The organism is Affinirhizobium capsici, from assembly GCF_977018625.1.
Genome location: NZ_CDRNXD010000004.1, coordinates 1,584,750 through 1,610,418 on the forward strand (window position 1 = coordinate 1,584,750; position 25,669 = coordinate 1,610,418).

The 25,669-nt window shown below is 55.5% G+C and carries 22 protein-coding genes; 12 read left to right on the top strand and 10 right to left on the bottom strand.

Going from position 1 to position 25,669, the window contains the following annotated elements; all coding sequences use genetic code 11:
• Positions 1-48 precede the first annotated feature (48 nt).
• The 3 genes from AC0JZ1_RS11050 (at position 49) to AC0JZ1_RS11060 (ending at position 5,264) form a co-directional block, all read left to right on the top strand.
• On the top strand, positions 49-1,935 hold the full coding sequence (locus tag AC0JZ1_RS11050) for an ABC-F family ATP-binding cassette domain-containing protein (RefSeq protein ID WP_471882409.1): 1,887 nt from the start codon (positions 49-51) through the stop codon (positions 1,933-1,935).
• A gap of 416 nt (positions 1,936-2,351) precedes the next feature.
• Positions 2,352-4,286 carry a HAMP domain-containing methyl-accepting chemotaxis protein gene (locus AC0JZ1_RS11055; RefSeq protein WP_471882410.1) on the top strand — a complete coding sequence of 645 codons (1,935 nt, stop codon included), beginning with the start codon at positions 2,352-2,354 and terminating at the stop codon, positions 4,284-4,286.
• Between the two features lie 129 nt (positions 4,287-4,415).
• The gene (locus AC0JZ1_RS11060; protein WP_471882411.1) at positions 4,416-5,264 is read left to right on the top strand and encodes a polysaccharide deacetylase family protein; all 849 of its coding nucleotides are present in this window, start codon (positions 4,416-4,418) and stop codon (positions 5,262-5,264) included.
• Between the two features lie 47 nt (positions 5,265-5,311).
• On the opposite strand, the gene AC0JZ1_RS11065 is transcribed toward AC0JZ1_RS11060, so the two are convergent.
• The 3 genes from AC0JZ1_RS11065 to AC0JZ1_RS11075 are packed head-to-tail and all read right to left on the bottom strand — an operon-like array spanning position 5,312 to position 7,884.
• Positions 5,312-5,905, bottom strand: coding sequence for a nitroreductase family protein (locus AC0JZ1_RS11065; protein ID WP_471882412.1), 594 nt, complete (start codon positions 5,903-5,905; stop codon positions 5,312-5,314).
• Between the two features lie 30 nt (positions 5,906-5,935).
• Positions 5,936-6,385: a DNA polymerase III subunit chi gene (locus AC0JZ1_RS11070; protein WP_471882413.1), complete on the bottom strand. Its 450-nt coding sequence runs from the start codon at positions 6,383-6,385 to the stop codon at positions 5,936-5,938.
• Between the two features lie 8 nt (positions 6,386-6,393).
• Positions 6,394-7,884 carry a leucyl aminopeptidase gene (locus AC0JZ1_RS11075; RefSeq protein WP_471882414.1) on the bottom strand — a complete coding sequence of 497 codons (1,491 nt, stop codon included), beginning with the start codon at positions 7,882-7,884 and terminating at the stop codon, positions 6,394-6,396.
• Between the two features lie 138 nt (positions 7,885-8,022).
• Here AC0JZ1_RS11075 and AC0JZ1_RS11080 point away from each other — a divergent pair, with 138 nt between their 5' ends.
• The 7 genes from AC0JZ1_RS11080 to rsmA all read left to right on the top strand — a co-directional run bounded on the left by AC0JZ1_RS11080 (position 8,023) and on the right by rsmA (position 16,467).
• A complete protein-coding gene (locus AC0JZ1_RS11080) occupies positions 8,023-8,847 on the top strand; it encodes a phosphatase PAP2 family protein (RefSeq protein WP_471882415.1) in 825 nt (274 codons plus the stop codon).
• A 103-nt stretch (positions 8,848-8,950) separates the two neighbouring features.
• Positions 8,951-10,129, top strand: a complete 1,179-nt coding sequence (gene lptF, locus AC0JZ1_RS11085) for an LPS export ABC transporter permease LptF (RefSeq protein WP_471882416.1) — start codon at positions 8,951-8,953, stop codon at positions 10,127-10,129.
• Positions 10,126-11,217, top strand: a complete 1,092-nt coding sequence (gene lptG / locus AC0JZ1_RS11090; protein WP_471882417.1) for an LPS export ABC transporter permease LptG — start codon at positions 10,126-10,128, stop codon at positions 11,215-11,217. Before lptF ends, lptG begins: the two co-directional genes overlap by 4 nt.
• Positions 11,217-13,535 carry an LPS-assembly protein LptD gene (locus tag AC0JZ1_RS11095; protein ID WP_471882418.1) on the top strand — a complete coding sequence of 773 codons (2,319 nt, stop codon included), beginning with the start codon at positions 11,217-11,219 and terminating at the stop codon, positions 13,533-13,535. Before lptG ends, AC0JZ1_RS11095 begins: the two co-directional genes overlap by 1 nt.
• Before the next feature lie 132 nt (positions 13,536-13,667).
• The gene (locus tag AC0JZ1_RS11100; RefSeq protein ID WP_471882419.1) at positions 13,668-14,609 is read left to right on the top strand and encodes a SurA N-terminal domain-containing protein; all 942 of its coding nucleotides are present in this window, start codon (positions 13,668-13,670) and stop codon (positions 14,607-14,609) included.
• 8 nt (positions 14,610-14,617) lie between these two features.
• A complete protein-coding gene (gene pdxA / locus AC0JZ1_RS11105) occupies positions 14,618-15,637 on the top strand; it encodes a 4-hydroxythreonine-4-phosphate dehydrogenase PdxA (protein ID WP_471883424.1) in 1,020 nt (339 codons plus the stop codon).
• Positions 15,637-16,467: a 16S rRNA (adenine(1518)-N(6)/adenine(1519)-N(6))-dimethyltransferase RsmA gene (gene rsmA / locus AC0JZ1_RS11110; protein WP_471882420.1), complete on the top strand. Its 831-nt coding sequence runs from the start codon at positions 15,637-15,639 to the stop codon at positions 16,465-16,467. The genes pdxA and rsmA overlap by 1 nt, the downstream gene beginning before the upstream one ends.
• 17 nt (positions 16,468-16,484) lie before the next feature.
• Here rsmA and gmk read toward each other — a convergent pair whose 3' ends face one another.
• The 7 genes from gmk to fabD all read right to left on the bottom strand — a co-directional run bounded on the left by gmk (position 16,485) and on the right by fabD (position 23,167).
• Positions 16,485-17,153 (bottom strand): guanylate kinase, encoded by a 669-nt coding sequence (gene gmk / locus AC0JZ1_RS11115; protein WP_471882421.1) that lies wholly within the window; start codon positions 17,151-17,153, stop codon positions 16,485-16,487.
• Positions 17,154-17,156: 3 nt separating this feature from the next.
• On the bottom strand, positions 17,157-18,044 hold the full coding sequence (locus AC0JZ1_RS11120) for a YicC/YloC family endoribonuclease (protein WP_471882422.1): 888 nt from the start codon (positions 18,042-18,044) through the stop codon (positions 17,157-17,159).
• A gap of 64 nt (positions 18,045-18,108) precedes the next feature.
• On the bottom strand, positions 18,109-19,323 hold the full coding sequence (gene mltG, locus AC0JZ1_RS11125) for an endolytic transglycosylase MltG (RefSeq protein WP_471882423.1): 1,215 nt from the start codon (positions 19,321-19,323) through the stop codon (positions 18,109-18,111).
• Between the two features lie 236 nt (positions 19,324-19,559).
• Positions 19,560-20,822 (bottom strand): beta-ketoacyl-ACP synthase II, encoded by a 1,263-nt coding sequence (fabF, locus tag AC0JZ1_RS11130; RefSeq protein WP_471882424.1) that lies wholly within the window; start codon positions 20,820-20,822, stop codon positions 19,560-19,562.
• A 118-nt stretch (positions 20,823-20,940) separates the two neighbouring features.
• Complete coding sequence (locus tag AC0JZ1_RS11135) at positions 20,941-21,177, bottom strand: acyl carrier protein (RefSeq protein WP_003502080.1); 237 nt, start codon at positions 21,175-21,177, stop codon at positions 20,941-20,943.
• A 288-nt stretch (positions 21,178-21,465) separates the two neighbouring features.
• Positions 21,466-22,203, bottom strand: coding sequence for a 3-oxoacyl-[acyl-carrier-protein] reductase (gene fabG, locus AC0JZ1_RS11140; RefSeq protein WP_471882425.1), 738 nt, complete (start codon positions 22,201-22,203; stop codon positions 21,466-21,468).
• Between the two features lie 19 nt (positions 22,204-22,222).
• Entirely contained in the window at positions 22,223-23,167 is a 945-nt protein-coding gene (gene fabD / locus AC0JZ1_RS11145) for an ACP S-malonyltransferase (RefSeq protein WP_471882426.1), read from the bottom strand.
• A 315-nt stretch (positions 23,168-23,482) separates the two neighbouring features.
• Between fabD and AC0JZ1_RS11150 the strand changes: the two genes are divergently transcribed.
• Both AC0JZ1_RS11150 and AC0JZ1_RS11155 read left to right on the top strand, forming a co-directional pair.
• Positions 23,483-24,526 (top strand): aldo/keto reductase, encoded by a 1,044-nt coding sequence (locus tag AC0JZ1_RS11150; protein WP_471882427.1) that lies wholly within the window; start codon positions 23,483-23,485, stop codon positions 24,524-24,526.
• Positions 24,527-24,685: 159 nt separating this feature from the next.
• Positions 24,686-25,567 (top strand): RTX toxin, encoded by an 882-nt coding sequence (locus tag AC0JZ1_RS11155; protein ID WP_471882428.1) that lies wholly within the window; start codon positions 24,686-24,688, stop codon positions 25,565-25,567.
• Positions 25,568-25,669 lie beyond the last annotated feature (102 nt).

A 25,669-nucleotide genomic window follows, 5' to 3' on the forward strand; every position in this document is an offset into this window, starting at 1 on the left:
CGCCGCACTCTCTTGCATAGAGCGTGAACTTCGGCCAAAACCGCGACCATGATTACGATAACCGATCTTTCCGCACGCATTGCTGGCCGCCTTCTTCTAGACCACGCCAGCGTGAGCCTCCCTACTGGCACCAAGGCTGGTCTTGTGGGCCGCAATGGTGCGGGAAAGTCTACACTGTTCCGGGTTGTCACCGGTGACCTGGCAGCGGAGAGCGGATCAGTCTCGCTGCCAAAGAATGCTCGCATCGGCCAGGTGGCGCAGGAAGCACCCGGCACCGAGGACCCGCTGATCGACATCGTGCTGGCAGCCGACAAGGAACGAACAGCCCTTTTGCGTGAAGCCGAAACTGCGACGGACCCGAACCGCATCGCCGAAATCCAAATGCGGCTGGTTGATATCGATGCCCATTCAGCGGAAGCCCGGGCCGCCAGCATTCTGGCGGGGCTTGGCTTTGATGCTGAAGCACAGCGCCGCCCCGCATCTTCATTTTCTGGCGGTTGGCGCATGCGTGTGGCTTTGGCAGCCGTTCTGTTTGCAGAGCCGGATCTCCTGCTGCTCGATGAGCCGACCAACTACCTCGATCTGGAAGGCACCTTATGGCTGGAAGACTATGTGCGGCGTTATCCCCACACCGTCATCATCATCAGCCACGACCGCGACCTCCTGAATAATGCCGTCAATGCCATTGTCCACCTCGACCAGAAGAAGCTTACCTTCTATCGCGGCGGTTACGATTCCTTCGAGCGGCAGAAGGCGGAAGCCGATGAATTGCAGATGAAGGCGAAGGCAAAGAACGACGCTGCACGCAAGCATCTACAAAGTTTCATTGATCGCTTCCGCGCCAAGGCAACGAAGGCCCGGCAGGCGCAGAGCCGCATCAAGGCGCTGGAGCGCATGGGCACAGTTGCCGCAGTGATCGAGGATCACGTGCAGCCGATTACCTTCCCGGAGCCTGAGAGGCAGCCATCCTCGCCCATCGTTGCCATAGACAAGGCTGTTATTGGATATGAGCCAGAAAAGCCTATTTTGAAAAACGTAACCCTGCGCATCGATAATGATGACCGCATTGCGTTGCTTGGGTCGAATGGCAATGGTAAATCGACATTCGCAAAGTTCATCTCAGGCCGCCTGGAAGCACAGGCAGGCAACCTGAAGACCGCACCAAACCTGAAAATCGGCTTCTTTGCCCAGCACCAGTTGGACGATCTCATTCCAGATCAGTCGCCTGCCGATCACGTTCGACGCCTGATGCCTGAACAGCCGGAAGCGAAGGTTCGCGCTCGCGTGGCCCAGATGGGGCTCGCCACCGAGAAAATGGATACTGCTGCCAAAGACCTTTCAGGCGGCGAAAAAGCACGGTTGCTCATGGGCCTTGCCGCGTTTCATGCGCCGAATCTATTGATACTCGACGAACCAACCAACCATCTTGATATCGATAGCCGCCGTGCGCTCATTGAAGCGCTGAATGATTACAATGGTGCTGTGATCCTGATTTCGCACGACCGCCACTTGATCGAAGCAACGGTGGATCGCCTATGGCTGGTCAATAACGGCACGGTCGCTCCCTTTGATGGCGATCTGGAAGAGTATCGAAACATCGTTGTCGCCTCCTCGCGCAAGAAAGACGACAAGCCTGCGACAGATGCTCAGGAAGCAGTATCCAAGGCTGACCAACGCAAGGTGAATGCTGAAAAGCGCGCCTCGCTTGCTCCCTTGAAAAAGCGGATAAACGATGCGGAAGCTCTCACCGCAAAGCTTGAGAAATTGATCCAGACTTTGGACGTGGAACTGGCTGATCCCAAGCTCTATGAGAAATCACCTGCAATAGCGGCAGAAAAAGCCAAGCAACGTAGCGATGCTGCTGAAAAATTGGCTGCAACGGAAGAGCTGTGGCTCGAACTGTCATCCCAATATGAAGATGCTTTAGCAAGCTAGACGCAAAGCTCGGCAAACAACCAGCTAACAAAGATCAATTTCTCTATCTCCTTGCATCTGAAAGAGTATCAGATGTAAACTATTGCATTTTCCGTAGCGCGTTAATTACCATTTTCAATGCAGCCTTAGGAATATTTTAAATTCCTGAATACATCTTAATATAGAAATTCTGATCGCATTCACGATAACGCGTAGCGTCTACGTGTATGTTTCTGGGCTGCGCCACAACCAAAACGCAGCCATGCCTTCATTGATCGCATTCCTCGCACTCATTCAAAAGAGACTGCGAGTTCCCTCGTGCTTGCTCTGCAATGCGCGTAGCTTCGCATGCCTTTGCCCGAGCTTATGAAAGCTCGTCACCGCGTGTTCCAGAATGGTTCCATGAAGGAATCAATCCCCGCCTAGTGGACGCCAAGATGTTCCAGTCACTCTCGCTGAAATCCTCCCTAACCTCTGCGTTTGCCTTGCTTCTTTGCCTCCTGCTGCTTCAGGGAGGGTTTGCGCTGTCGTCCATGCGAAGCATTTTCGGCAATGTCGATGGTCTTGCGAATGATGCCGTGCCTAGCGTCGATATTACCAACCGTCTGAATATTTCCATCGCCAATCTGCGCGGTCTACAGACGCGCCATATCCTGACTTCTGATCCTGAAGCCATGGCGAATGCCGATGCCGCACTCTCCAAAGAGGTGACGAAGCTTAAAGATCGAATGGCCAAATACGCTCCCATGGTCTCGCTTGATGTGGAGCGAACAGCGTTTGCCGGCTTCACCAAGGCTTCGGAAGAATATCTGGCTTTGAACGACAAGCTTGTTGCCTTGTCACGCGCTGGCAAGAAACAAGAGGCCGCCAGTCTCCTGACTGGTGACATGGTGAAAAGCTATGAACAAATGGACAATTACGCGGATGAATTTCGCGATGCCAATGTGGATGCTGCAAAGCGCATGTATGCCGATAGCGCTGACAGCTTCAGTCGTTCCATTATGTCAAATGCGATTTTGCTTGCTCTCGGTGTCATTGCCGGTGCCGCAGCCACTCTGTTCGTGTTTCGTGAAGTTTCGCGACCGATTGATAGCATTACGAAATTGATGCGCAGGCTGGCATCGGCCGACTTCAATATCAACATCCCGTTCCAAACACGCCGCAACGAAATTGGCGAGATGGCCAGAGCGGTTCAGGTTTTTAAGGAGAACGGCATCCGTGTGCGGGAGTTGGGCGAGCAGGAGGCGAGTTATAGCCAGAAATGCAACGAACTTCGACAGGATATCGGTGCGATGGTGGGTGCGGCCCTCAAGGGTGATTTCACGCAGCGCATGAATATTGCTTATCAATTCGACGAATTGAACGCCTTCGCAACGGCGATGAATGAGCTTGTAACTTCCATTGATCAGGGGCTGGGTGAGACGCGTCGTGTCATGAGTGCCTTGGCTCAAGGCGATTTGACAGAGGGGATGCAGGGACATTTCAGTGGTGCGTTCGCGGAGCTCCAAGGTAACGTCAATGCAACCATGGAAGCCCTGCGCCTGGTTGTGCAAGAGGTTCGACAGTCGGTGGATCAGATCAATTCCGGCTCGGGGGAACTGCGTACGGCATCCGATGATTTGGCAAAGAGGACAGAAAGGCAGGCTGCCGCGCTGGAGGAAACGTCTTCAGCCCTGGAAGAAATCACTACGGCTGCAACCCATTCAACCAGCCGTGCGGCAAATGCTGCACGAAAGGTAGAAGATGCACGGCAAAGCACCGAACAATCCCGCAATGTCGTGGAAAATGCCATCTCCGCTATGCAGCGGATTGAAGCGGCCTCCGGCCAGATCGGCCAGATCATCAATGTGATCGATGAGATTGCCTTCCAGACAAACCTGCTGGCCTTGAATGCTGGCGTGGAAGCAGCCCGTGCAGGTGAAGCCGGAAAGGGATTTGCGGTTGTTGCTCAGGAGGTCCGTGAACTTGCGCAACGCTCTGCCGTTGCCGCCAAGGATATCAAGGCACTGATTACCAAATCAGGCGAGGAAGTGGATGCGGGTGTGCGGCTCGTTAAAGCCACGGGTGATGCTCTCTCGCAAATCCGGGTGCATGTGGACGGCATCAATGAAGAAGTCCATTCGATCGCCACCACCTCACAAGAACAGAGCAGCAGCCTGATTGAAATCAACACGGCCATTGGTCAAATGGATCAGGTCACGCAGCGCAATGCTGCCATGGTGGAAGAGACAACAGCTGGAACCGTAAAACTGGCTGATGACGCCTATAATCTTCTCAACTTGATTTCCCGCTTCAAGCTGGAGAAAGCCGCAAATCAAGCTTCCCGCCAAATGAGACATGCCGTTCCGCTGGTTGCTGGAGGAAGAGGATGAAGAGCGGGTGAAGCGCTGGTTTCAGAGACCAGGGCGACCATTCCACAACCGGAATAAATAAGAAATTAACCATAATCGACTTAAGTCAGGAGGCATTTCAATCTCTTAATCTCCAGTCTGAGTCGGTTCATGTTTCTCCGCGCCCTTTGTGTTGCCTCCACTTTTGCCTGCCTTCTTGCATCCTGTGCAGGGCGCCCTGTTTCCGAAGGCGGGACACTTGTTTCCGCCTTCGCCGCAGCTCCGGCTGCGACGTCTCCGGCGAAAATCAATGCCAATGATCCCGTGCCTCTGACGCCTGCAGCGTGGGGGCGGGTCAATAATCCAAATGGCTTGGCGGGTCGGGTAATCGAGGTCGCGTCTCTGGATGATCTCAAACTGCGTGACAAAGAAGTGGCGCTGACATTCGATGACGGACCGATGCCAAAGAAGACCGAGAGGATACTTGCGACGCTCGATCAGTATGGAGTGAAGGCAACTTTCCTGATGGTTGGCGAGATGGCCAAGGCCCATCCAGATATCGCCAAACTTGTTGTCCGCCATGGCCACACCATTGGCAGCCACACCTATCGTCACCCCAATTTGCGTAATCTTTCTTTCCAGGCTGCGATTGCAGAAATAGAAAAGGGACGTCTGGCGGTGAGTGCGGCAACCCAGCAGGATGTCGGCTTTTTCCGCTTCCCCTATCTGGCGGATACCAAGACCCTGCGAAGCTGGGTAGCCAAGGATGGCATGGTTGTTCTGGATGTTCAGGTGGATTCGAAGGACTACTTCGCCGATTCACCTGCCGCCGTTGCAACACGCACCATCAACGCTCTGCGATCACACGGACGTGGCATTATCCTGCTGCACGACATCCACACGCGGACAGCCGCCATGCTGCCAGCTTTGCTGACCCAGTTGAAGGCTGAGGGCTACAAGGTTGTAAGCCTGCATCGGGCCAAGCCATCCTCTTTCTTGACAGCTTCCCTTGCAAACTAATGGCCAGAGGGCGGAAACGCCGCCTTCCAGCACTTCCCGCTCCAAGCTTAGCCCTTGAACTTGCCGTGAAACACCGTGGCACTCAGCGGGTGACGAGAACTCGGCGTTTCGCGCGCCTGCAAGGCCTCAGGAAGAGTAGAAGGATCGGCCTGCTTTCCAATGGCTACCACGGCATGCAGTGCGTAGCCCTCCGGCAGATTGATCGCCTGGATCATTGCGGACTTGTCGAAACCCGCCATGGCGTGTGCGACAAAGCCTGCAATGTGGGCCTGCAAGGCGAGGTAACCCCAGGCCGCACCCGCATCGAAAGCATGCGTGCCATTTTCGACAGGCGCTGATTGCCCCTGAGATAGGCGATGGGTCTGGCTCATGACAACGATCAAGGCACTGGCATTCTTTGCCCAAAGTTGATTGGCAGGCACCAGAGCGCCAAGAATGACATCCCAGCTGCTGTCACCTCTCAAGGTGTAAACGAAGCGCCAAGGCTGTACGTTTGAGGCCGATGGAGCCCAACGGGCTGCCTCAAGGATCAAGTGAACATCTTGCTCGCTCATTTTTTCGTCGGTAAACGCGCGTGGCGACCAGCGAGCGGGAAAGATATCAGCGACGGGATGATCCGGTTGGCGCGTATTCTCGGACATTATTGGTTCCAATCCTTTGGTCAATTTTAACTATGCCTTTTTGACCCAGCGCCCCTCGGGCGACTGCTGCCAATAGGTCAATTGATGCCCTTCCGTTTTCAAACGCTTCCAATGCGCGCGCGCGCCCTCAAGCTGTTCGGCATCATAACCGTCGAACATGAAGACAACGCGTTCGTATTGCACCAGATCGGGCGGCGAGGCTCCATCCACGATGAAGCGTACCGTCGCCTGATTCTGGTTTTCGCCTCCAGTTGTCAGAAGCACCGGCTGCTGCTCCGGCATGTCAGCTTTATCCGTCCCATGAGCCAGGAAGCTGTCATCGCGAAACGTCCAAAGATGCTGATCAAGCACCTGGAGGCGCTCTTCACTGACCGTCTGCAACACCACCCGCCAGCCTCGCTCGACGCTCTTTTCCAGGAGGGAGGGCAGCGCATCTTCGAGTTTCGATTCCGTCAGATGATAGAAGAGCACTTCTGTCATTGCAGCGTTCACGCCTCGTAGCGATCACGAATCAGTTGATCCAGAAGGCGCACGCCATAGCCGGAACCCCAGGATTGATTGATCTCGTTCGAGGGCGAGGCCATGGCAGTTCCGGCCACATCCAAATGCGCCCAAGGCGTTTCGCCGACGAATCGCTTGAGGAACTGAGCCGCCGTGATGGAGCCGCCATAGCGCCCGCCGGTGTTCTTCATGTCGGCGAATTTGGAATCGATCAGCTTGTCATAATCCTTGCCGAGCGGCATGCGCCATAGCTTCTCACCAGTCTGTTCGCCGGCCTTCAAAAGCCCTTCCGAAAGAGAATCGTCGTTGGAGAAAAGACCTGCGTGGATATTGCCGAGCGCGACGAGAATAGCGCCCGTGAGCGTGGCAAGGTTCACCATGAATTGCGGCTTGAAGCGATCATTGCAGTACCAAAGCGCATCCGCCAACACGAGACGGCCTTCCGCATCCGTATTGATGATCTCAATGGTCTGGCCAGACATCGAGGTCACGATATCGCCCGGACGCTGCGCGTTACCATCCGGCATGTTTTCAACGAGGCCGAGAATGCCGACGACATTGACCTTGGCCTTGCGTGCCGCGAGCGTATGCATAAGACCAATGACTGCGGCCGCTCCGCCCATATCGCCCTTCATGTCTTCCATATTGGCGGCAGGCTTGATGGAAATGCCGCCTGTATCGAAAACCACGCCCTTGCCAACGAACGCCAACGGCGCTTCGCCAGCCTTGCCACCCTTCCACTGCATAACAGCAAGCCGCGGCGGGCGAACCGAGCCTTGAGCCACACCCAGCAGCGCACCCATGCCAAGCGCGCGCATTTCTGTTTCGGTGAGAATTTCAACCTCCACACCCAGGGTTACCAGCGCCTTGGCGTGATCGGCAAACTCGGTTGGCCCAAGAATGTTCGGCGGAAGGTTGACCAGCTCGCGTGCCAGGTTGACCCCACCGGCAACCGCCTGGGAATCGCTCAAGAGCGCATCAGCATTCGCATGGGCAGCAGTGACAAGGATGACATCAACGCGTTTGCCTGCCTTATCCTCGTCCTCTTCTTTCTTGGTCTTGAAACGATCAAAGCTATAGGCCCGCAAGAGCATTCCGAGCGCAAAATCCGCTGCTTGGCGGCCAGAAACCGATAGACCAGGCGCATCGAGAAAGATTGTGACCGAATCGACATTTTTGATGAGGCTTGCAGCCTTACCTCCTGCCCGCAGCCAATCATAATCCGTCAAAGACTCTGGCTTACCAAGGCCAAGAATGGAAATCCTGTCAAAAGGAGATTGATGAGGAGCAATCAAATCCAGCACTGTCATGGATTTGGCACGAAAGGCGGCTACTTCGGCGGCGCGCTGATTGACAGAGGCCGGATCGGCAAGCGCTGCTCCGGCAGGTTCACCCTGTCCGGCCACCTGAAGAAGAATGGCAAGCTTGGATGGCGAATCTGTAGATGGAACAAAGCGAATGTTGAATGTGGAGGACATATCTTCTCCCGAGGAGGCATTGATTATCAGAGCTATAGCCATTTGGAGTGGTACGAAACCACGGCAAGGCAGGAATCGGTGAGAATTAATTTACCGTGTCGCGCAATCGCTTGCCACTGACAAAGCAATCCTCATAAAATGAAGACAGAAGGCAGGGAGGCCCTCTCGGAATTGGCGGACATCTATCAAACCCGTGCATCCTTGAAACTGGGAAACGCAGTCGCTTTGTGCAAAAAGCCCGCCATATGGTTTATCTTTTTGTTCGTCCTCTGGTGGGCGCTGCTAGGCATTTTCTATAGTTTCCCCCAAATCGACATCTGGGTCTCGCAACAGTTCTTTCTCAAGGGGACCTGCCTGTCCGGCACTCACCTGAGCAGTATTTGCGGCAGCTTTCCCTACTCTGGGGAAGATCTGCTTGTTCATCTGCGCCGGATCTATTTCTATCTTCCAGTGGCGGTAGCGGTGCTTCTGGCTCTTGCCATTTTAAGAAACCTTCAGCAGCACGGAGCGACCTATAACGCGAAGGCTACGCGACAATACTGGATTGCGCTCGTCTCAGGAGCCTTGGGCCCATACCTTCTGGTCAACCTCATTTTAAAGACCATATCGGGCCGTCCCCGTCCCTACCAAACAGACTTTTTTGGTGGCACTCACCATTTTACCGCTGCTGGTACTCTGGACGGATCATGCATCAACAATTGCTCCTTCATCTCCGGCGAAGCGGCAGGTGCTGGATGGCTCGCATGCCTGATCGTGCTTCTTCCACCGAGACTTCGCTTGATTCTGAGCCCGCCCATCATCCTGTGCTGTCTCATCTCGCCGTTTCTGAGGGTGGGTTTCGGAGGGCACTATCTATCCGATGTCGTGCTAGGCTTTTTGTCTTCGGCCGTCGTCTATGCAGGGGTCACGGTGTATTACGGGACACAGCGACAAAAAAATCCGTGGTCGAACGCTCGTTTGTGATCAGTGACCTGTCGCCTTTGCCATACAAATTGCGTAAGAGCCGATTAGGGCCGCTCGCTGAACGGCTTTGCAGCCGTAATGGATGTCGGCATATCGGACCCTTATGAAGATACTTGAACGCTACATCTTCCGGCGCGCCTTCCAGATGTTTCTCATAACTCTGGTACCCGTGCTGACAATCATCTGGACCATCCAGGTGCTTGGCCGCATCAATCTGGTGACCGATACGGGCCAATCCATGGGCTCGTTCATGACGCTCGCCAGCTTCATTCTGCCCACCATCATTCCGGTCGTTCTTCCCTTCGCCATCGTGATCGGCATCACGCAAACGCTGAACGGCATGAACAACGACTCGGAACTTGCCGTCATCGACGCGGCAGGCTCGGCGCGTTCGGTCATCTACAAGCCCGTGATGATCCTGACGCTCAGCATGGCTCTCTTGTCGTTCCTGATGACGAACTTCGTCGAACCACCGGCTCGCGTCAAAGCGCGTGAGATGGTGGCAGCGGCCTATGCCGACCTTCTTTCTTCGGTCATTGAGGAAAAGACATTCCGCAGCATTGAAGACGGCCTCTATGTCCAGATTTCCGAGCGCCATTCGGGCCGCGTCCTGACGGGCATCTTCATGGTCGATTATCGTGACCCGACCATGGACCTTATCTATTACGCGCGTGAAGGTTCCATCGCAGAAGATGGAAAGACCCTTACCATGCGTGATGGTGAGGTGCACCGTAAAACGCAGGATGGCCGGGTCTCGATCGTCAAGTTTCTTTCTTACGCATTCGACCTGTCGTCCATGTCTGAATCAACGGATGGCGCACCGGTTTATGCCAGTGACAGAAGCCTGAGCTTCCTGATCAACCCCGACCCCACGGACAAGACATTCCTGAACTCGCCGGGCAGTTTCCGTTCCGAGTTGCACCGCAGGCTTTCCGACTGGATGTTGCCGGTCGTATTCGGCCTGATATCGCTTGTGGTCGCCGGTAGTGCAAGATCGAGCCGCCGCGCACGTGTTCATCCGATGGTCATGGCGCTCATTCTCTGCTTTGCGCTACGCTGGCTGAGTTTCTATATTACCAACATGGCGAAAACCTCTGCGGAGGCAGTGCTTCTGATTTATGCCGTTCCTGCCGCCTTCGGCTTGTTGATGATCTTCATGCTGACAACCAATAGACAGATCTCTGCTCCGGCATTCGTCTTGCGTCCCTTCAGCTATGTTGCCCAAAGTGCGCGAAAGCGTTTCCTGGCCGCCAACGCAAAACGGCAGGGAGGTGCGTCATGATCGCGGCCCCGACACTTTCGCGCTACTTTTTCAAACGCTACATGATTACCGCGCTGTGGTTCTTCCTCGGCGTGTGCGGCATTATTTTTCTTGCGGATTTCAGCGAGACCAGCCGACGCATGGCAGGTTTTGTCGGTTATAGCGTTTCTGGCGGGTTACTGATGACAGCGCTTCGGCTGCCGCTCATCCTCCAACAAACCGTGCCCACTCTTACGCTGTTTATCGGCATGACCACGCTGATTACGCTGAACCGTCGCTCGGAGTTGGTGGTAACGCGCGCTGCTGGGCTCTCGGTATGGCAGTTCGTTCTGCCCTTTGTGGCCGGAGCATTCCTGATCGGCGTCCTGACAACAACCGTCGTCAATCCGATTGCCGCCTTTGGCCAGGATTTCGCATCGAATCTGGAGACAGACTGGCGCAAGGCAAGCAATGCATCCAAACCTTCGAACTTCCTTCCTTGGCTTCGGCAGATCGACGGCGACAATGACACGGTTATCGGTGCAAAAGGCTTCGAAAACGGCGGCACCAAACTTAATGACGTGGTGGTTTTCCACTTCGACAAGAACGGCCGCGTCACATTGCGCCAAGATGCAACCACAGCCACCTTGGAAAATGGTTACTGGGAGCTTAACAACGTTCTTGAGACTCGAACCGACGCCCCGGCTGCACGCGTTGCAACGGCACAAGTTCGTACAAATCTAAAACAGGAATTCCTTCAGGAGTCGCTCGCCAAGCCCGAAAGTGTTGCTTTCTTTGACATTTTAAGAAAAATTGAGGTAGCGAAATCCTTCGGTATCTCAACAAAGGCTCTCGAAACTCAGTTTCACTCGCTTCTGTCTTTGCCGCTCCTTCTCGTGGCAATGACGCTCATAGCAGCAACGGTTTCCCTCCGCTTCAGCCGAATGGCGCAATCGCGCTCGGTAATTCTGGGTGGCATCGTTTGCGGCTTCGTGCTTTATGTTGTGTCTGTGCTTGTGAAAGCATTCGGAAGCAGCGGGGTCGTTCCTCCCTTCGTGGCCGTCTGGTTACCAGTCGTTGTTGCGTTGGCTCTGGGAGCGACAATCCTGCTTCATCAGGAGGATGGCTAGTGGCGGTAATTGACCGCGGGAATAACAGACGGCTTTTCGCAGCCCTGCTGACCAGCACGGCTGTGTGCATTGCGGCTGCCTACCCGTTGCCCGTTTTCGCGCAGGGCTCAACCCTTGCACCCGAAGCTGCAGATGGAGCAAAGATGCTCCTGCGCGCTAATGACCTGACCTATAATCAGGATACGCAGCGCGTGACCGCCAATGGTCGTGTGCAGATCTATTACAATCGCTACCGGATGGTGGCGCAGCGTGTGGAGTACGACCAGAAGAGCGGTCGTGTGATGGCGACTGGCAATATCGAATTGATCGAGCCAAGTGGTAGCCGGATCTATGCCGACTCACTCGATGTAACGGACAATTTTGGCGAAGGCTTCGTCAATTCGCTTCGCGTCGAGACAACCGACAATACCCGTCTTCTCGCCGAAAGTGCTGAACAGCTTCCCGACGATAAGATGGTGCTGAACAACAGCGTCTATACGGCTTGCTTGCCTTGTGCCAAACGGCCTGATCGTGCCCCTCTTTGGCAGGTGAAGGCACAGCGCGTCATTCGTGACGGCAAGGCTCACACGATTCGCCTGGAACACGCTAAATTTGAGCTGTTCGGCATGCCGATCGGCTACCTGCCGTTCGTCACCGTTCCGGATGAAACTGTCGAGCGCAAGTCTGGCTTCCTTTTCCCGCGGGCGAGCGTAACGGACAAGCTGGGCGTTGGCATCTCCGTGCCCTATTACCATGTCTTCTCGCCGAGCATGGATGCGACCATCACGCCGACCTACTACACGAAGCAGGGCCTGCTCCTGCAGGGTGAGGTTCGCAACCGTTTCGAGACGGGCGACCACACCTTCCGCTTTGCTTACATCGATCAAAAGAGCCCGGACGGCTTCGTATCCGGCACCAGTGATGACGTAAAGCAACGCGGCATGATCGCGTCGAAGGCTCGCTTCCAGATCAATCCGCGCTGGGCTTTCGGCTGGAACGTGATGTACCAGACGGACAATAACTTCTCGTACACTTACAAGCTGACCGGAACATCGGCGTCGCCGTTCACCAACGATATCTATCTGACAGGCTTGGGGCAGCGGAATTCGTTCGATCTGCACAACTACTATTTCGATATCCAGGATACCAGCCGCAACAAGCTGCCTGAAAAACAGCAGGCGGTTGTCTATCCGTCATTGGATTACGTCTACTACGCGCCAGAGCCTGTAGCGGGCGGTGAATTGTCGATTACGACGAATTTCACCAACCTTTCACGTCGTGAAGACGACTTCTATTCTTTGGGCGACACCGCTCGGTATCGTGGTTTGGAAGGCAGCTATAGCCGCTTCTCCACGGAAGCCGAATGGAAACGTACCTTCACAACGGACCAAGGTCTGCTGCTGACGCCTCTTCTGGCTGCACGCGGCGACTTGATGCGCCAGACGGGCGATTCGGCGCCAAGCTTCGGCACCTTCAATTATGCCGGTGATTTCTCGGATGATGGCGGCAATTCCCGCTATATGCTGACGGCCGGTCTCGAGGCGCGCTACCCTATTCTGTTCGAGGCAGGTAACAGCACCCATATTCTGGAACCCATTGCCCAAATTTATGCACGCCCCAACGAGCAGTTGGCAGGCAGCATGATGAACGAAGACGCGCAGAGCTTCGTGTTCGACGCCACGTCCCTGTTTGATCGTGACAAGTTCTCCGGCTTTGACCGTGTAGAAGGTGGCACGCGTGCGAATGTCGGTCTTCGCTACACCGGCACGTTCAATAACGGCATTGGCGTTCGTGGTATTGTGGGTCAGTCCTACCAGCTTGCTGGCCTGAACTCGTTTGCAACGCCGGACCTTGTAAATGTCGGCGCTGATTCTGGCCTGGAAACGGATGTTTCCGATTTTGTAGCCATGGCAGCACTGGACCTGCCACAGGGCTACAGCCTTCAGGGCCAAGGCCGGTTTGACGAGAAAACTCTGGATCTGCGCCGGGCCGATGCCTCCATCAGCTACAGCTTGCCGCGCGTGAGTGGTAGCCTGATCTACACCAACATCGCGGCCCAGCCGGAATACGGCAATCCTGATGACCGCCAGTATCTCAAGAGCGCCAACAGCTTCAGAATCAACGAGTACTGGTCTCTCTCCAGTTCTGCAACTTGGGATCTGAACAATGATCGGGTCGTTCGGCGCGGTCTTGGCGTGACCTATGCGGACGAGTGCACGATCTTCACGGTTGGCTATACGGACAAGCCTGCAAGCACAGATGCAAATGACTGGTCAGTGGTTGCACGTCTCAGTTTCCGTACACTGGGCGACATCAACATTGGTGGCCAGACGGATTGATAATCTCATTTGTGATTTGACCGGCTAAACGTCATTGTTTCGCCGCATGAAATGTGCAATCCACAGCGAAATCATTCAGCATATTGGCAGGCGGCTCTTGTGAGCCGCTCCGCCATCAGGAAAGGACGAGAGATGTTCGCAAGCGTAGCATGGCGTCGAATTGCCCTTGCAACAACGGCACTCGCTTTATCTTTCGTTGCCGAGCCTTCGATGCAGTTTGCACATGCGGCAAGCCAGGTGGTTGCGGTTGTGAACAAGACGCCGATTACCAGCAATGATATTGCACGACGCGTTGCCTTCCTGAAGCTGCAGCGAAAGACCGGCAATCTACAGCAAATGGCTCGTACCGAACTGGTAGACGAAGCCCTGAAGCGCGATGAGATCGCGCGTGTAAAAATGTCCGTCAGCACGGAAGATGTTGACCGCTCGTTCGAGCGATTCTCCGCAAGCAACAAGCTTACCCCGGCTCAGATGAGCAAGATTCTCGAGCAAGCTGGCGTGGGCGTCGAACACTTCAAATCCTACATAGCCATCCAGATGAGCTGGCCACGCTTGGTCAATGCCCGTTACGGCGGCGGCCGCATGTCTTCCGATGAACTGGTCAAGCGCATGATGGAAAGCAAGGAAAAGCCGGTCACCACCGAGTATTTCCTTCAGCAGGTCATCTTCGTCATACCGGAATCCAAACGTGGCAAAATCACTGGCCAGCGTAAGGCAGAGGCGGAAAAATCCCGCTCCCGTTTCCCCGGTTGCGATCAATCGAAAGAATTTGCCAAGACTATGCGTGATGTTTCCATACGCAGTCTGGGTCGTGTCATGAAGCCGGAACTGCCGGAAGAATGGAAGCCATTCATCGAAAAAGCGTCGGCGAATGGCACCACAGGTACTCGCGTCACCGAAAAGGGCGTGGAGTATCTCGCCATCTGTAATCAGCGCCAGGTATCTGACGATACAGCCGCCGAAGTCGTCTTCCGTGCGGAAGATATTGGCAAGGCCAAAAAGGGCGGCGAAGATCCGAATAGCGAAAAGTATATGGAAGAGCTGCGCAAGAAGGCGCAGATTGTATATCCTTGATAACGGTATTGCGACCGGCGCGCCCCTTGGCGCTGACGCAGGGTGATCCGGCTGGTATAGGGCCGGATATCACCATTTCTGCGTGGCTGGCGCGCCGTGAACTGGGGCTTCAACCATTCCTGTTTATTGGTGATCCCGCCGTTCTGGCTGCCAGGTGCAAGATGCTTGGGCTCACCGTTCCCATTGTTGAGGCAGAGCCGCAGACTGCCGCAGAACATTTTGCCGATGCCTTGCCGGTCTATCCTATTCCCATTGGCACGGTGATTGAAGCTGGACGTGCACATGTGGCCGGTGCGCGCGCCACGATCAACGCAATCGAAACGGCGGTTGATTTCACCATGCGCGGCTTAACAGGCGCTGTCGTCACCAATCCTATTGCAAAATCCGTACTCTATGACGCAGGCTTCGGTTTTCCGGGCCACACGGAATTTCTCGCGAGTCTGGCTGAGAAAGCGACGGGCTCACCTTGCTTGCCGGTCATGATGTTGGCGGGGCCGAAGCTGCGCGCTATTCCCGTTACCATCCACATTCCACTTCATGCTGTTCCGCAAGCCTTAACGGAAGATCTCATTGTAGAGACCTGCCGAATTACAGCACACGATCTGCGTACTCGGTTTGGCCTCCAAGCACCTAGATTAGCCGTCGCAGGGCTCAATCCGCATGCCGGGGAAAATGGTGCTCTTGGCGTGGAAGATCGCGATATCATCGCACCCGCAATCGAACGGTTGAGAGAGGCTGGCATCAATGCAATCGGCCCCCTGCCCGCAGACACTATGTTTCATGATGAAGCGCGGGAGCGATATGACGTGGCTATCTGCATGTATCATGATCAAGCGTTGATCCCCGCCAAGGCATTGGGTTTTGACGATTCGGTCAATGTTACCCTGGGTCTTCCCTTTATCCGCACATCTCCGGACCATGGAACAGCCTTTGGCCTCGCTGGCAAAGGCGTGGCGCGTTCATCAAGCCTCGTTGCTGCCCTCAAGCTCGCTTCGGACTTGGCCTATCATTCAGGTAATCGAAACTAATGGCAACATTGGATGGACTTCCGCCGCTTCGCGATGTGATTGCGCGGCATGGCCTTGATGCGCGCAAGGCGCTCGGCCAAAACTTTCTGCTAGACCTAAACCTGACACAGAAAATTGCCCGCACGGCTGGCTCGCTTGAAGGTGTTACCGTGTTCGAAGTCGGCCCTGGCCCTGGTGGCCTCACGCGAGCCATTCTATCCCTTGGTGCAAAAAAGGTCATTGCTGTCGAGCGCGATTCCCGTTGTCTGCCCGCACTGGCTGAGATCGAAGCTCATTATCCTGGGCGACTTGAGGTCATAGAAGGTGATGCGCTGAAAACAGATTTCCAGTCGCTGGCCAAGGGTGAGGCGGTGAAAATCATCGCTAACCTGCCCTATAATGTTGGAACGCAGCTTCTCTTGAATTGGCTGGTGCCTGACGAATGGCCGCCCTTCTGGCAGTCGCTTACCCTGATGTTTCAAAAAGAAGTGGGCCAGCGAATTGTGGCGCATGAAGGCGACAATCATTATGGGCGGCTTGGCGTCCTGTGCGGCTGGCGAACGGATGCACGCATGGCCTTTGATGTTCCTCCGCAGGCCTTCACACCGCCTCCCAAGGTTACGTCCTCCGTCGTCCATCTCACCCCAAAGCCCAATCCCCTGCCGTGTGATATCAGTGCATTGGAGAAGCTTACCCAAGCGGCCTTTGGGCAGCGCCGAAAGATGTTGCGGCAAAGTGTTAAATCGCTGGGCGGCGAAGGGCTGCTTGCAAAGGCGGGCATTGATCCCGCCCGCCGGGCGGAAACGCTTTCCGTGGAAGAATTTGTGACGCTTGCGAACTGCCTTGGCTAAACAGCTTTAAACCAGGATCAGCTCGGCAGAACGGGCTCTTCTTCCAGCAATCCGCGAACGAAATCGAACAATCCGTACCGACGGTCACGGCGAATGCGTTCAGCATTGACGATGCTATTCACGTTATGAAAGGCCTCGTCCAGATCATCGTTGACGATGACATAATCATATTCGCGCCAATGCTCGATCTCGGCGCGAGAATTTGCCAAGCGCGTTCGGATGACCTCTTCAGTATCCTCAGCACGGCGGTGAAGCCTCGATTGCAGCTCGGTCATGCTTGGCGGCAGAACGAAAATCGAGACGATGTCCGCCTTCATGCGCTCCTGCAATTGCAGCGCGCCCTGCCAATCGATATCGAACAGCATGTCACGGCCTTCCGCCATAGCCTTTTCGACAGGCTCGCGCGGCGTACCGTAGAAATTGCCGTGCACCTCTGCCCATTCCAGAAGCTCTCCGTTTTCACGCATACGCTCAAACTGAGGAATGGTGATGAAGTGATAATGCTTGCCAGCAATCTCACTGGGGCGTTTGGCGCGCGTCGTCACGCTAACAGAGATCTCGAGGCTATGATCATCACGCAACAGATTGCCAGCAATAGTGGATTTTCCAGCGCCAGACGGCGATGAAAGAACCAGCATAAGCCCTCGGCGGGCAATCTTCACGGGCGCGCTAGGGGCCGGGCTCATGCACTACTCCAAATTTTGAACCTGCTCACGGAACTGATCGATTACGACCTTGAGTTCGATGCCTGCCGCGGTTACCGCAGCTGAATTGGATTTGGAACAGATGGTATTGGATTCGCGGTTAAATTCCTGTGCAAGAAAGTCCAACCGCCTGCCAATAGGCCCGCCCTTTTCCAGAAGCTCTTCAACTGCTGCCACATGGGCCTTCAATCGATCGATTTCTTCTCTCAAATCTGCCTTGGTGGCAAGTAGCGCAACCTCGGCATACAGGCGATCCCGGTCCAGCCCGTTGTTGTTGTCCATCAGAGCGGTCAATTGACCTTGCAGACGGCGGGCAATCTCGTCTGGCGCGCGAGAGGCGTCGTTCTCTACAGTGCCAACGAGCGCTTCGATCGTGCGTAGTTGCTGCCTCAGAATGGAACCCAGAGCCTGCCCTTCGCCTGTGCGCATGGCAGCAAGATCATCTACGGCCTGATCCAACCCAGACAAAATGACCTCATCCCGCTTTTGTAAGGTCTCAGGCTGCTCCTCTGGCTCACGCATCTCTACAAGACCGCGCAACCCGAGAATTGTATCCAGCTTAAGAGGAGCAGGATCGACCAGTTCGCCCAATTCACTCCGCAGGGCAAGAATGGCGTGAAGCGCATCGCGGTTCAGCACGGCATCTACTTTTGCTTCGCTGACCGACACCGTCAAAGTAGCCTGAATGTTGCCCCGGCTTATACGCTCGGAAATACGCTTCTTGATATCTGTTTCGAGGGCCTCATAGCCGGATGGCGCTCTCAGGCGCACATCCAGTCCTTTGCCGTTGACCGACCGAAGCTCCCAAACCCAACGGTAGCGCTCGACGGAGCCTTCCCGGCGGGCAAAGCCGGTCATGGACTGAACACTCATGGTCTCGTCCTTTCAAATCATGTCGTATGGTCGCCAATGACCAGCGGGAGGCACGGGCGCCCAGTCAGCCTTTTGGTGGCTTTTCGGCTTCAGCACCGCCGGGCAAACCATCCATTAGTGTTTCATCATCAGGTGTCTCGTTGGCCCGTTCTGCTTCGATTTTGCGCCAGCGACGAACATTGGCGTTGTGCTCATCGAGCGATGCGGCAAAAGCATGCCCCCCTGATCCGTCAGCAACGAAGTAAAGATCGTTGGTGCGCCAGGGATTAGCCACGGCTTCCAGCGCGGCACGGCCCGGATTAGCAATCGGCGTCGGAGGCAAGCCCTTGATCTGGTAGGTATTGAAAGGGGTCTGCTTGTCGATATCAGACTTCATGATTGCCCGATCGGCGGGTTTGCCCGCTCCACCGAACAGGCCGTAGATAATGGTCGGATCGGATTGCAGGCGCATACCCTTATTGAGACGGTTGATGAAAACAGAGGCAACATGCGCCCTCTCATCATCCTTGCCCGTCTCCTTCTCAACGATTGAAGCCAGAACGACGAATTCCTGTTTCGTCTTGATCGGCAGATCGGGATCTCGCTTCTCCCAAATCTGGTCAATCAGTTTTTCCTGCGCCACGCGCATCTGCGCCAAAATCTCCGTGCGGCTGGTGCCGCGAGAAAATTTGTAAGTGTCCGGGCGGAGACTTCCCTCAGGCGGCTGCTCGTTTGGCAGCGCGCCCTCAAGCACAGGATCTTCGGCCAAGCGCTGCATCATCTGCTGCACGGTGAGACCTTCTGGCATCGAAACGGAATAGAGGATCGATTTGCCAGATTCCAGCAGCAAAGCGATATCCTTCATCGAGGTGCCGGCCTTGATCTCGTATTCACCGGCCTTCAAAGTCTGGCCATCGCGGAGATAAGTCGCCGTCATGTAACGGAAGACGCGCGCATCGGAAACAACGCCGTTACGCTCCAGGCTTTGCGCAATCTGCTGTAGGCCTGCCCCTTCTGGCACAACAAAATGCGTGTTTGTTTCGAGAGGACCAGGCTTTTGATAGGCCGAAATGATGTAGTAGAAAACGCCCACGGCAACGACGGCGACCAGTACGATCATCGTCATGACGAAGTTCAGGAAAATGACAAGCTGGCTTCGCGCCTTCTTGGAGCGGCGCGGTGGTTCAGGCACACGCTCAGGCCTCAGCGCTTCATTGGGTGACTTCGGCACGAAGGGCCCACCACCGGTAGAGCCGGAATGATCTGCATTCGGATCGTGGCTATTGTTCGTATCAGTCACCGGCACTCCTTCATCGCCTCGGGCCCGAAGCGGCGGCTTATCGAACATCACCGTACCGCAGCTCCAGCGTAATCTCTGATACCGGAGGTTCAGCCAGTCTGGCTTCAACTCTGGTCACAGGCGTGGCGCGAAATTAAATCCCTCCACACAGGCAGGTCTGTGACCAAGCAATGCGGCGAAAACAGGGTTTAAAACGAGGCTACGCTTCAACACACAGCCCCGTTATTCTCATTTGATCAATCTTCGTAACGACGCAGAACGAGAGAAGCGTTTGTGCCGCCAAAGCCGAACGAATTCGACAGGGCGATATTGATGTCCCGCTTGCGCGCCTTGTGCGGAACGAGGTCGATCTTCGTCTCAACGTCCGGGTTGTCCAGATTGAGTGTCGGCGGCGCGATATTGTCACGAATGGCAAGTGCCGAGAAAATGGCTTCGATTGCACCGGCGGCACCCAGAAGATGGCCGACGGCGGATTTTGTCGAAGACATGGAAATGCGAGAGGCAGCGTCGCCAACCAGACGCTCAACCGCACCAAGTTCGATGGTATCCGCCATGGTCGACGTGCCATGGGCGTTGATGTAGTCGATCTCGGACGCGCTAATGCCCGCACGCTTCAAAGCCGCCGTCATACAGCGGAAAGCGCCATCGCCATCTTCAGACGGCGCGGTGATATGGAACGCATCGCCCGACAGACCGTAGCCAACGACTTCGGCATAGATCTTGGCACCGCGCGCCTTGGCGTGCTCGAGTTCTTCCAGAACAACGATACCGGCGCCCTCACCCATGACGAAGCCGTCACGATCACGGTCATAGGGTCGCGACGCCATTTGCGGGTTATCGTTATGCTGTGTGGACAACGCCTTGCAGGCTGCGAAACCCGCAAGCGAAATGCGGCAGATCGGCGATTCGGCACCGCCAGCCACCATGACATCCGCATCGCCGAGCGCGATCAGTCGGCTGGCATCGCCAATCGCATGTGCGCCCGTCGAGCATGCCGTAACAACAGCATGGTTTGGACCGCGCAGCTTGTGCTTGATCGAAACCTGGCCGGACACCAGATTGATCAGACGACCAGGAATAAAGAATGGGGATATGCGGCGAGGACCCTTGTCGCGCAGCGTATAGCCCGCCTCGACGATGCCTTCCAAACCGCCAATGCCGGAACCGATCAAAACACCGGTTGCGCACTGATCATCATCCGTTTGCGGATGCCAACCAGCATCGGCAAGCGCCATATCAGCAGCGGCCATGCCGTAAACGATGAAAGGATCGACCTTGCGCTGTTCCTTTGGCTCCAGCCAGTCGTCGGCATTGAAAAAGCCTTCAACCGATGGATCTGTCGGAATACGACACGCAATTTTTGCGGGAAGGTCTTCGACCTCAAATTCCGTAACGAGCCGGGCGGCATTCTGGCCAGCGATCAATCTTGACCAGCTGATTTCCGTACCGCAGCCGAGAGGAGATACCATTCCGGTACCGGTGATAACGACACGTCTCATGCCAGCGCCCCACCCCGAATGTATATGACGACACGTCAAATGACTGAAACGGCCCGATGAACACCGGGCCGTTGGTGAGCGCGCCCATAACAGGGGCGCTCAAACGATAGAGATCGGATTAGGCCTGAGCCTTTTCGATGAACTTTACAGCATCGCCAACTGTCAGGATCGAGTCAGCAGCATCGTCCGGGATTTCAACGCCGAACTCTTCTTCGAAAGCCATGACCAGCTCAACGGTGTCGAGGGAGTCAGCGCCCAGGTCATCGATGAAGCTTGCGCCTTCGACAACTTTGTCGGCATCGACGCCGAGATGATCAATGACAATTTTCTTTACGCGCTCTGCGATATCGCTCATGTCGGTTTCCTCGACCTTTATCTGTTCGGAATGCCTTTATGCATCCGCACCCTGTTGGAACCTTCGGCCGTCTCTTGAAGAACGGCTCTCCGGCAAACTCGCTCAACCCGAGGCTAGACTGCGACCTTGTCATGCGTCAATCGCATCGAGGACGTCAGCATTCGGGGTGACTTTTGACAGTCATTGGCCCGCTTAACACGGTTTCAACGCGCCGCAAAGTCAGAAAATCACGACATTCCCGGCTTCCAACAGTCAAACCTGTGGGCAGCCGGGAACCTCGCAACCTATTCAGATCATTGCCATGCCGCCGTTGACGTGCAAGGTCTGACCCGTGACATAACCTGCTTCATTGGAAGCCAGGTACACGACAGCCGTTGCGATATCCGCACCAGTGCCCATGCGCTTCATCGGAATGGCACCGAGAATGCCTTCCTTTTGCTTCTCGTTCAACTTGCCAGTCATCGCACTTTCGATGAAACCGGGAGCGATGCAGTTCACGGTCACGTTGCGGGTTGCAATTTCCTGCGCGAGTGACTTGGAGAAACCGATCATGCCGGCCTTGGAGGCACAGTAGTTGGCTTGTCCTGGATTGCCGGTGACACCAACGACTGAGGTGATGTTGATGATGCGGCCAAAACGGCGGCGCATCATCGGGTGCGTCAATTCCCGCGTCAGGCGGAAAGTCGAGGTCAAGTTCACCTCGATCACGCTATCCCAATCGTCGTCACTCATCCGCACGAAAAGGCCATCCTTGGTGATGCCCGCATTGTTGACGAGGATATCCACGCCACCCAATTCGGCCTCTACCTTTTCGCCCAGCGCCTTGACCGCGTCGCGGTCCGCAAGGTTGGCGGGAAAAATCTTTGCACGTTCGCCAAGTTCGGCAGCCAGCGCTTCCAGCTTTTCGGCGCGGGTGCCGTGCAAGCCAACAATTGCACCCTGTGCATGCAGGGCCCGCGCAATTTCTTCACCGATTCCGCCAGTTGCGCCGGTTACCAGGGCCTTGCGGCCTGTCAGGTCAAACATGTCTTTCGTTCCTTCGTGCTCAGCCGAGAAGCGCCTTGAGCGCGGCTTCTATATCCGCAGGCGTGTTGACGGCAATGCCAGTAACATTCTTGTCGATGCGGCGAGCAAGGCCCGTCAGAACCTTGCCGGAGCCAATTTCATAAAGCGTGGTCACGCCATTGGCACCGAACCACTCTACCGTTTCACGCCATCTGACCTGCCCGGTCACCTGCGCCACCAGCAGTTTTGCAATCTCTTCGGCATCCGTGACGGGGGCTGCGCGAACATTGGCAATAACGGGAACAACGGGGGTGTGCTTGGTAACTTTATCCAACGCGTGCGCCATGGCCGTTGCAGCAGGAGCCATGAGATCAGAATGGAAGGGTGCCGAAACCGGAAGCATAATGGCGCGCTTGGCGCCCTTTTCCGTAGCAAGGGCCGCCGCCTTTTCCACTGCCCCCTTGGAGCCGGAAATCACGAGCTGCCCACCGCCATTATCATTCGCGATCTGGCAAACGCCTTGCGAGCGCGCTTCTTCGCAAGCAGCCATCACATCAGCCTGTTCCAAACCGATAATGGCAGCCATGGCTCCCTCGCCCACCGGAACGGCGGACTGCATGGCATCGCCGCGAATGCGCAACAGGCGCGCCGTGTCTGCAATTGAGAACGTGCCGGCAGCACAGAGCGCCGAATATTCACCCAGCGAATGCCCTGCGACATGAGAAACCTTGTCCGCAAGCTTCAACCCGCCGGCTTCCAGCACACGCATGACCGCCATGGACACGGCCATCAAGGCGGGCTGTGCATTGGCCGTCAGCGTCAACTGATCTTCAGGACCATTCCACATAATGTCAGACAGTTTCTGGTCGAGCGCTTCATCCACTTCCTGAAAAACGGCGCGCGCCTCAGGAAAGGCTTCAGCAAGATCCTTACCCATGCCAACAGACTGACTGCCCTGGCCGGGGAACGTAAAAGCGATGCTCATGGGATGTCTATCCTTCCCTTTTTTCTGCTTCCATTCACATTATGACCGCCCAAGTCAAGGCTTTCGGCCTGCATGCTGCCTGTGCGCTGGCCAAACTTCGCACTGATACACAGATCAATCAGGGGACGGGCGCTGCACGCCACGGGTGTCCTACAAACACCTCATGCGTCACCTGGCACAAAGCCTCACGCGCCCCATGGTTGCTCTGGTTTCCCGAGAAAATGCAACGGGTTGCAATTTCTCGAAGGCGCTTGCACTGCGCGGCAAGCAGCTTACATTGCAGCCGCCTCCCAACAGACACCACTGGAAATCCTCATGCAATTCAGAAAACTTGGTCGAACAGATATATCCGTTTCACAAATTTGCCTCGGCACCATGACCTGGGGTTCGCAAAACAGCGAAGCTGAAGCCTTTGAGCAGATGGACTATGCGCTCGATCATGACGTCAACTTTTTCGATACCGCAGAACTTTACCCAACGACGCCGCTTTCCGCTGACACCTACGCCGATACTGAACGCCTGATCGGCAACTGGTTTGCCGCCACCGGCAAGCGCGAGAAGGTGGTCTTGGCCACCAAGGTCGCAGGCTCCGGCCGTCCTTATATTCGCGGCGGCGCGCCAATCACCGGACAAACCATCAAGGAAGCTGTCGATGCCAGCCTTCAGCGCCTGAAGACAGATTATATCGATCTCTATCAGATCCACTGGCCAAACCGCGGCAGCTTCCACTTCCGCGCCAGCTGGAACTACGATCCGTTCGATCAGGACAAAACACGCGCACTTGCCGAGATTGAGGAAAAGCTGGAAGCCTTGCAGGAATGCGTGAAAGCCGGGAAAATTCGCGCCGTCGGGCTTTCCAATGAGACGACTTGGGGTACGCAAAAATACCTGACGTTGGCTGAACAGAAAGGCCTGCCGCGCGTCGCAACGATTCAAAATGAATACAGCCTGCTTTACCGGCATTTTGATCTGGATATGGCGGAACTTGCGCACCACGAGGATGTCGGGCTTCTGGCGTATTCGCCACTGGCAGGCGGCATTCTTTCCGGCAAATATCTTGATGGGACGAAGCCAGCCGGCTCACGCGGCTCCATCAACGGCGATATTGGCGGGCGTCTCGTTCCAGAGCAGGCCGCCGCAACCAAGGCTTATGTCGAACTCGCCTCCAGACATGGGCTTGACCCGTCCCAAATGGCGCTGGCTTTCTGCCTGACGCGCCGGTTCATGGCATCGGTCATCATTGGCGCAACATCCATGGAGCAGTTGGAAATCAACATCGGCGCAGCCAATGTGACGCTTTCCGATGAGATCATGAAGGAAATTGCCAAGATCCACCGTAACTATCCAATGCCGATCTAATACGGCGCAACCGGTCAATTTCGATGGCTGCCGTCTGGGCAGCCATCAGTTCATGGAACGCTAACCGTTTACGACCTTCTGACTGGCGAGAATGCAGCGCAAAGCTTAAGGTTTAGAAGGCGCGCAGCATCGCGCTGTAAAGGCGTGGGGTAAGCGTTCATGAGTACGATCAGCAGCGTTTTCACGGGCGCCAATGCAGCGCAGAACATCAATCTGCTTTTCTCGACGCCCAAAACAGGTGCGAGTTTTACGCAGCCCGCCCCTCGTCCCCTGCCCAGCGCAACGCCTGGCGAACAGACAGCCAGCCAACGCGCCCTTTCCCGCATCATCGAAATTATCACGCTGAACGGTGCTGCAGAGGAGCCTAAAGGCACCATGGAGCAACAGCTTGGCTTCATTACAGCCGGAACGGGAAGCGAAGGCAACGATACCCTGACGGTCACAGGCCGTGGCATTTCGAACATCGACTCAGGCGAAGGCAATGACAGCCTGACGCTGAAGAGCAATAGTATTTCCGATATTCGAACCGGCAACGGGAATGATGTCATCAAGGCTGCCGGAAACTTCATCGGGTCAATCGATGGCGGAGACGGCAATGACGATATCCAGCTTAAAGCCTCACTCGCCCTCAACATTCTGGGTGGTGCCGGTGACGACATCATCAAGGTTTCAGCCAATACAATCCGAGGGCTTGATGGCGGCGATGGCAATGACAAGCTGAGCCTGGAAGGCAACAGAATCTTCGCACGGGGCGGCGGCGGAGATGATCAGGTCAGCCTCAAGGCAACGGGCGAGAACGCCTATCTTGAATATGGTTTTGGTCGCGGCGACGGGCAGGATGTCGTCACCAGCAATGGGCCGCTCTCACTGGCACTGGGTGGATTGACCGCGAGTGACATGAACATCAAGGTATCCGACAATACGCTAACAGCGTCCATCAAGGGCAGTGACGACAAAATCAGCGTCAGCCTGAACGGCAAGGATGCCGTCGACTATCGCTTCACAGTCAAGGATGGCCAAACCACTCTGGTCATTCGCTGACACTCTTTCCAAAAGGAATCATCCGCCAAGGCTTGCATTCGCGGCCAATCCGCGTATAAGCGCCCCTGTTCGAAATGCCCGGTCTTCAGGCTGGTGGCTGAA

Bases quoted from the DNA above. Each gene is read 5' to 3' on its own strand.
- AC0JZ1_RS11050 (WP_471882409.1), top strand. From the start codon at position 49: ATGATTACGATAACCGATCTTTCCGCACGCATTGCTGGCCGCCTTCTT.
- AC0JZ1_RS11065 (WP_471882412.1), bottom strand. From the start codon at position 5,905: ATGTCCGAGAATACGCGCCAACCGGATCATCCCGTCGCTGATATCTTT.
- AC0JZ1_RS11055 (WP_471882410.1), top strand. From the start codon at position 2,352: ATGTTCCAGTCACTCTCGCTGAAATCCTCCCTAACCTCTGCGTTTGCC.
- gmk (WP_471882421.1), bottom strand. From the start codon at position 17,153: ATGAGCCCGGCCCCTAGCGCGCCCGTGAAGATTGCCCGCCGAGGGCTT.
- AC0JZ1_RS11100 (WP_471882419.1), top strand. From the start codon at position 13,668: ATGTTCGCAAGCGTAGCATGGCGTCGAATTGCCCTTGCAACAACGGCA.
- AC0JZ1_RS11150 (WP_471882427.1), top strand. From the start codon at position 23,483: ATGCAATTCAGAAAACTTGGTCGAACAGATATATCCGTTTCACAAATT.
- AC0JZ1_RS11155 (WP_471882428.1), top strand. From the start codon at position 24,686: ATGAGTACGATCAGCAGCGTTTTCACGGGCGCCAATGCAGCGCAGAAC.
- fabG (WP_471882425.1), bottom strand. From the start codon at position 22,203: ATGTTTGACCTGACAGGCCGCAAGGCCCTGGTAACCGGCGCAACTGGC.
- lptG (WP_471882417.1), top strand. From the start codon at position 10,126: ATGATCGCGGCCCCGACACTTTCGCGCTACTTTTTCAAACGCTACATG.
- AC0JZ1_RS11060 (WP_471882411.1), top strand. From the start codon at position 4,416: ATGTTTCTCCGCGCCCTTTGTGTTGCCTCCACTTTTGCCTGCCTTCTT.
- rsmA (WP_471882420.1), top strand. From the start codon at position 15,637: ATGGCAACATTGGATGGACTTCCGCCGCTTCGCGATGTGATTGCGCGG.
- AC0JZ1_RS11135 (WP_003502080.1), bottom strand. From the start codon at position 21,177: ATGAGCGATATCGCAGAGCGCGTAAAGAAAATTGTCATTGATCATCTC.
- fabF (WP_471882424.1), bottom strand. From the start codon at position 20,822: ATGAGACGTGTCGTTATCACCGGTACCGGAATGGTATCTCCTCTCGGC.
- AC0JZ1_RS11120 (WP_471882422.1), bottom strand. From the start codon at position 18,044: ATGAGTGTTCAGTCCATGACCGGCTTTGCCCGCCGGGAAGGCTCCGTC.
- AC0JZ1_RS11070 (WP_471882413.1), bottom strand. From the start codon at position 6,385: ATGACAGAAGTGCTCTTCTATCATCTGACGGAATCGAAACTCGAAGAT.
- fabD (WP_471882426.1), bottom strand. From the start codon at position 23,167: ATGAGCATCGCTTTTACGTTCCCCGGCCAGGGCAGTCAGTCTGTTGGC.
- lptF (WP_471882416.1), top strand. From the start codon at position 8,951: ATGAAGATACTTGAACGCTACATCTTCCGGCGCGCCTTCCAGATGTTT.
- AC0JZ1_RS11080 (WP_471882415.1), top strand. From the start codon at position 8,023: ATGAAGACAGAAGGCAGGGAGGCCCTCTCGGAATTGGCGGACATCTAT.
- AC0JZ1_RS11075 (WP_471882414.1), bottom strand. From the start codon at position 7,884: ATGTCCTCCACATTCAACATTCGCTTTGTTCCATCTACAGATTCGCCA.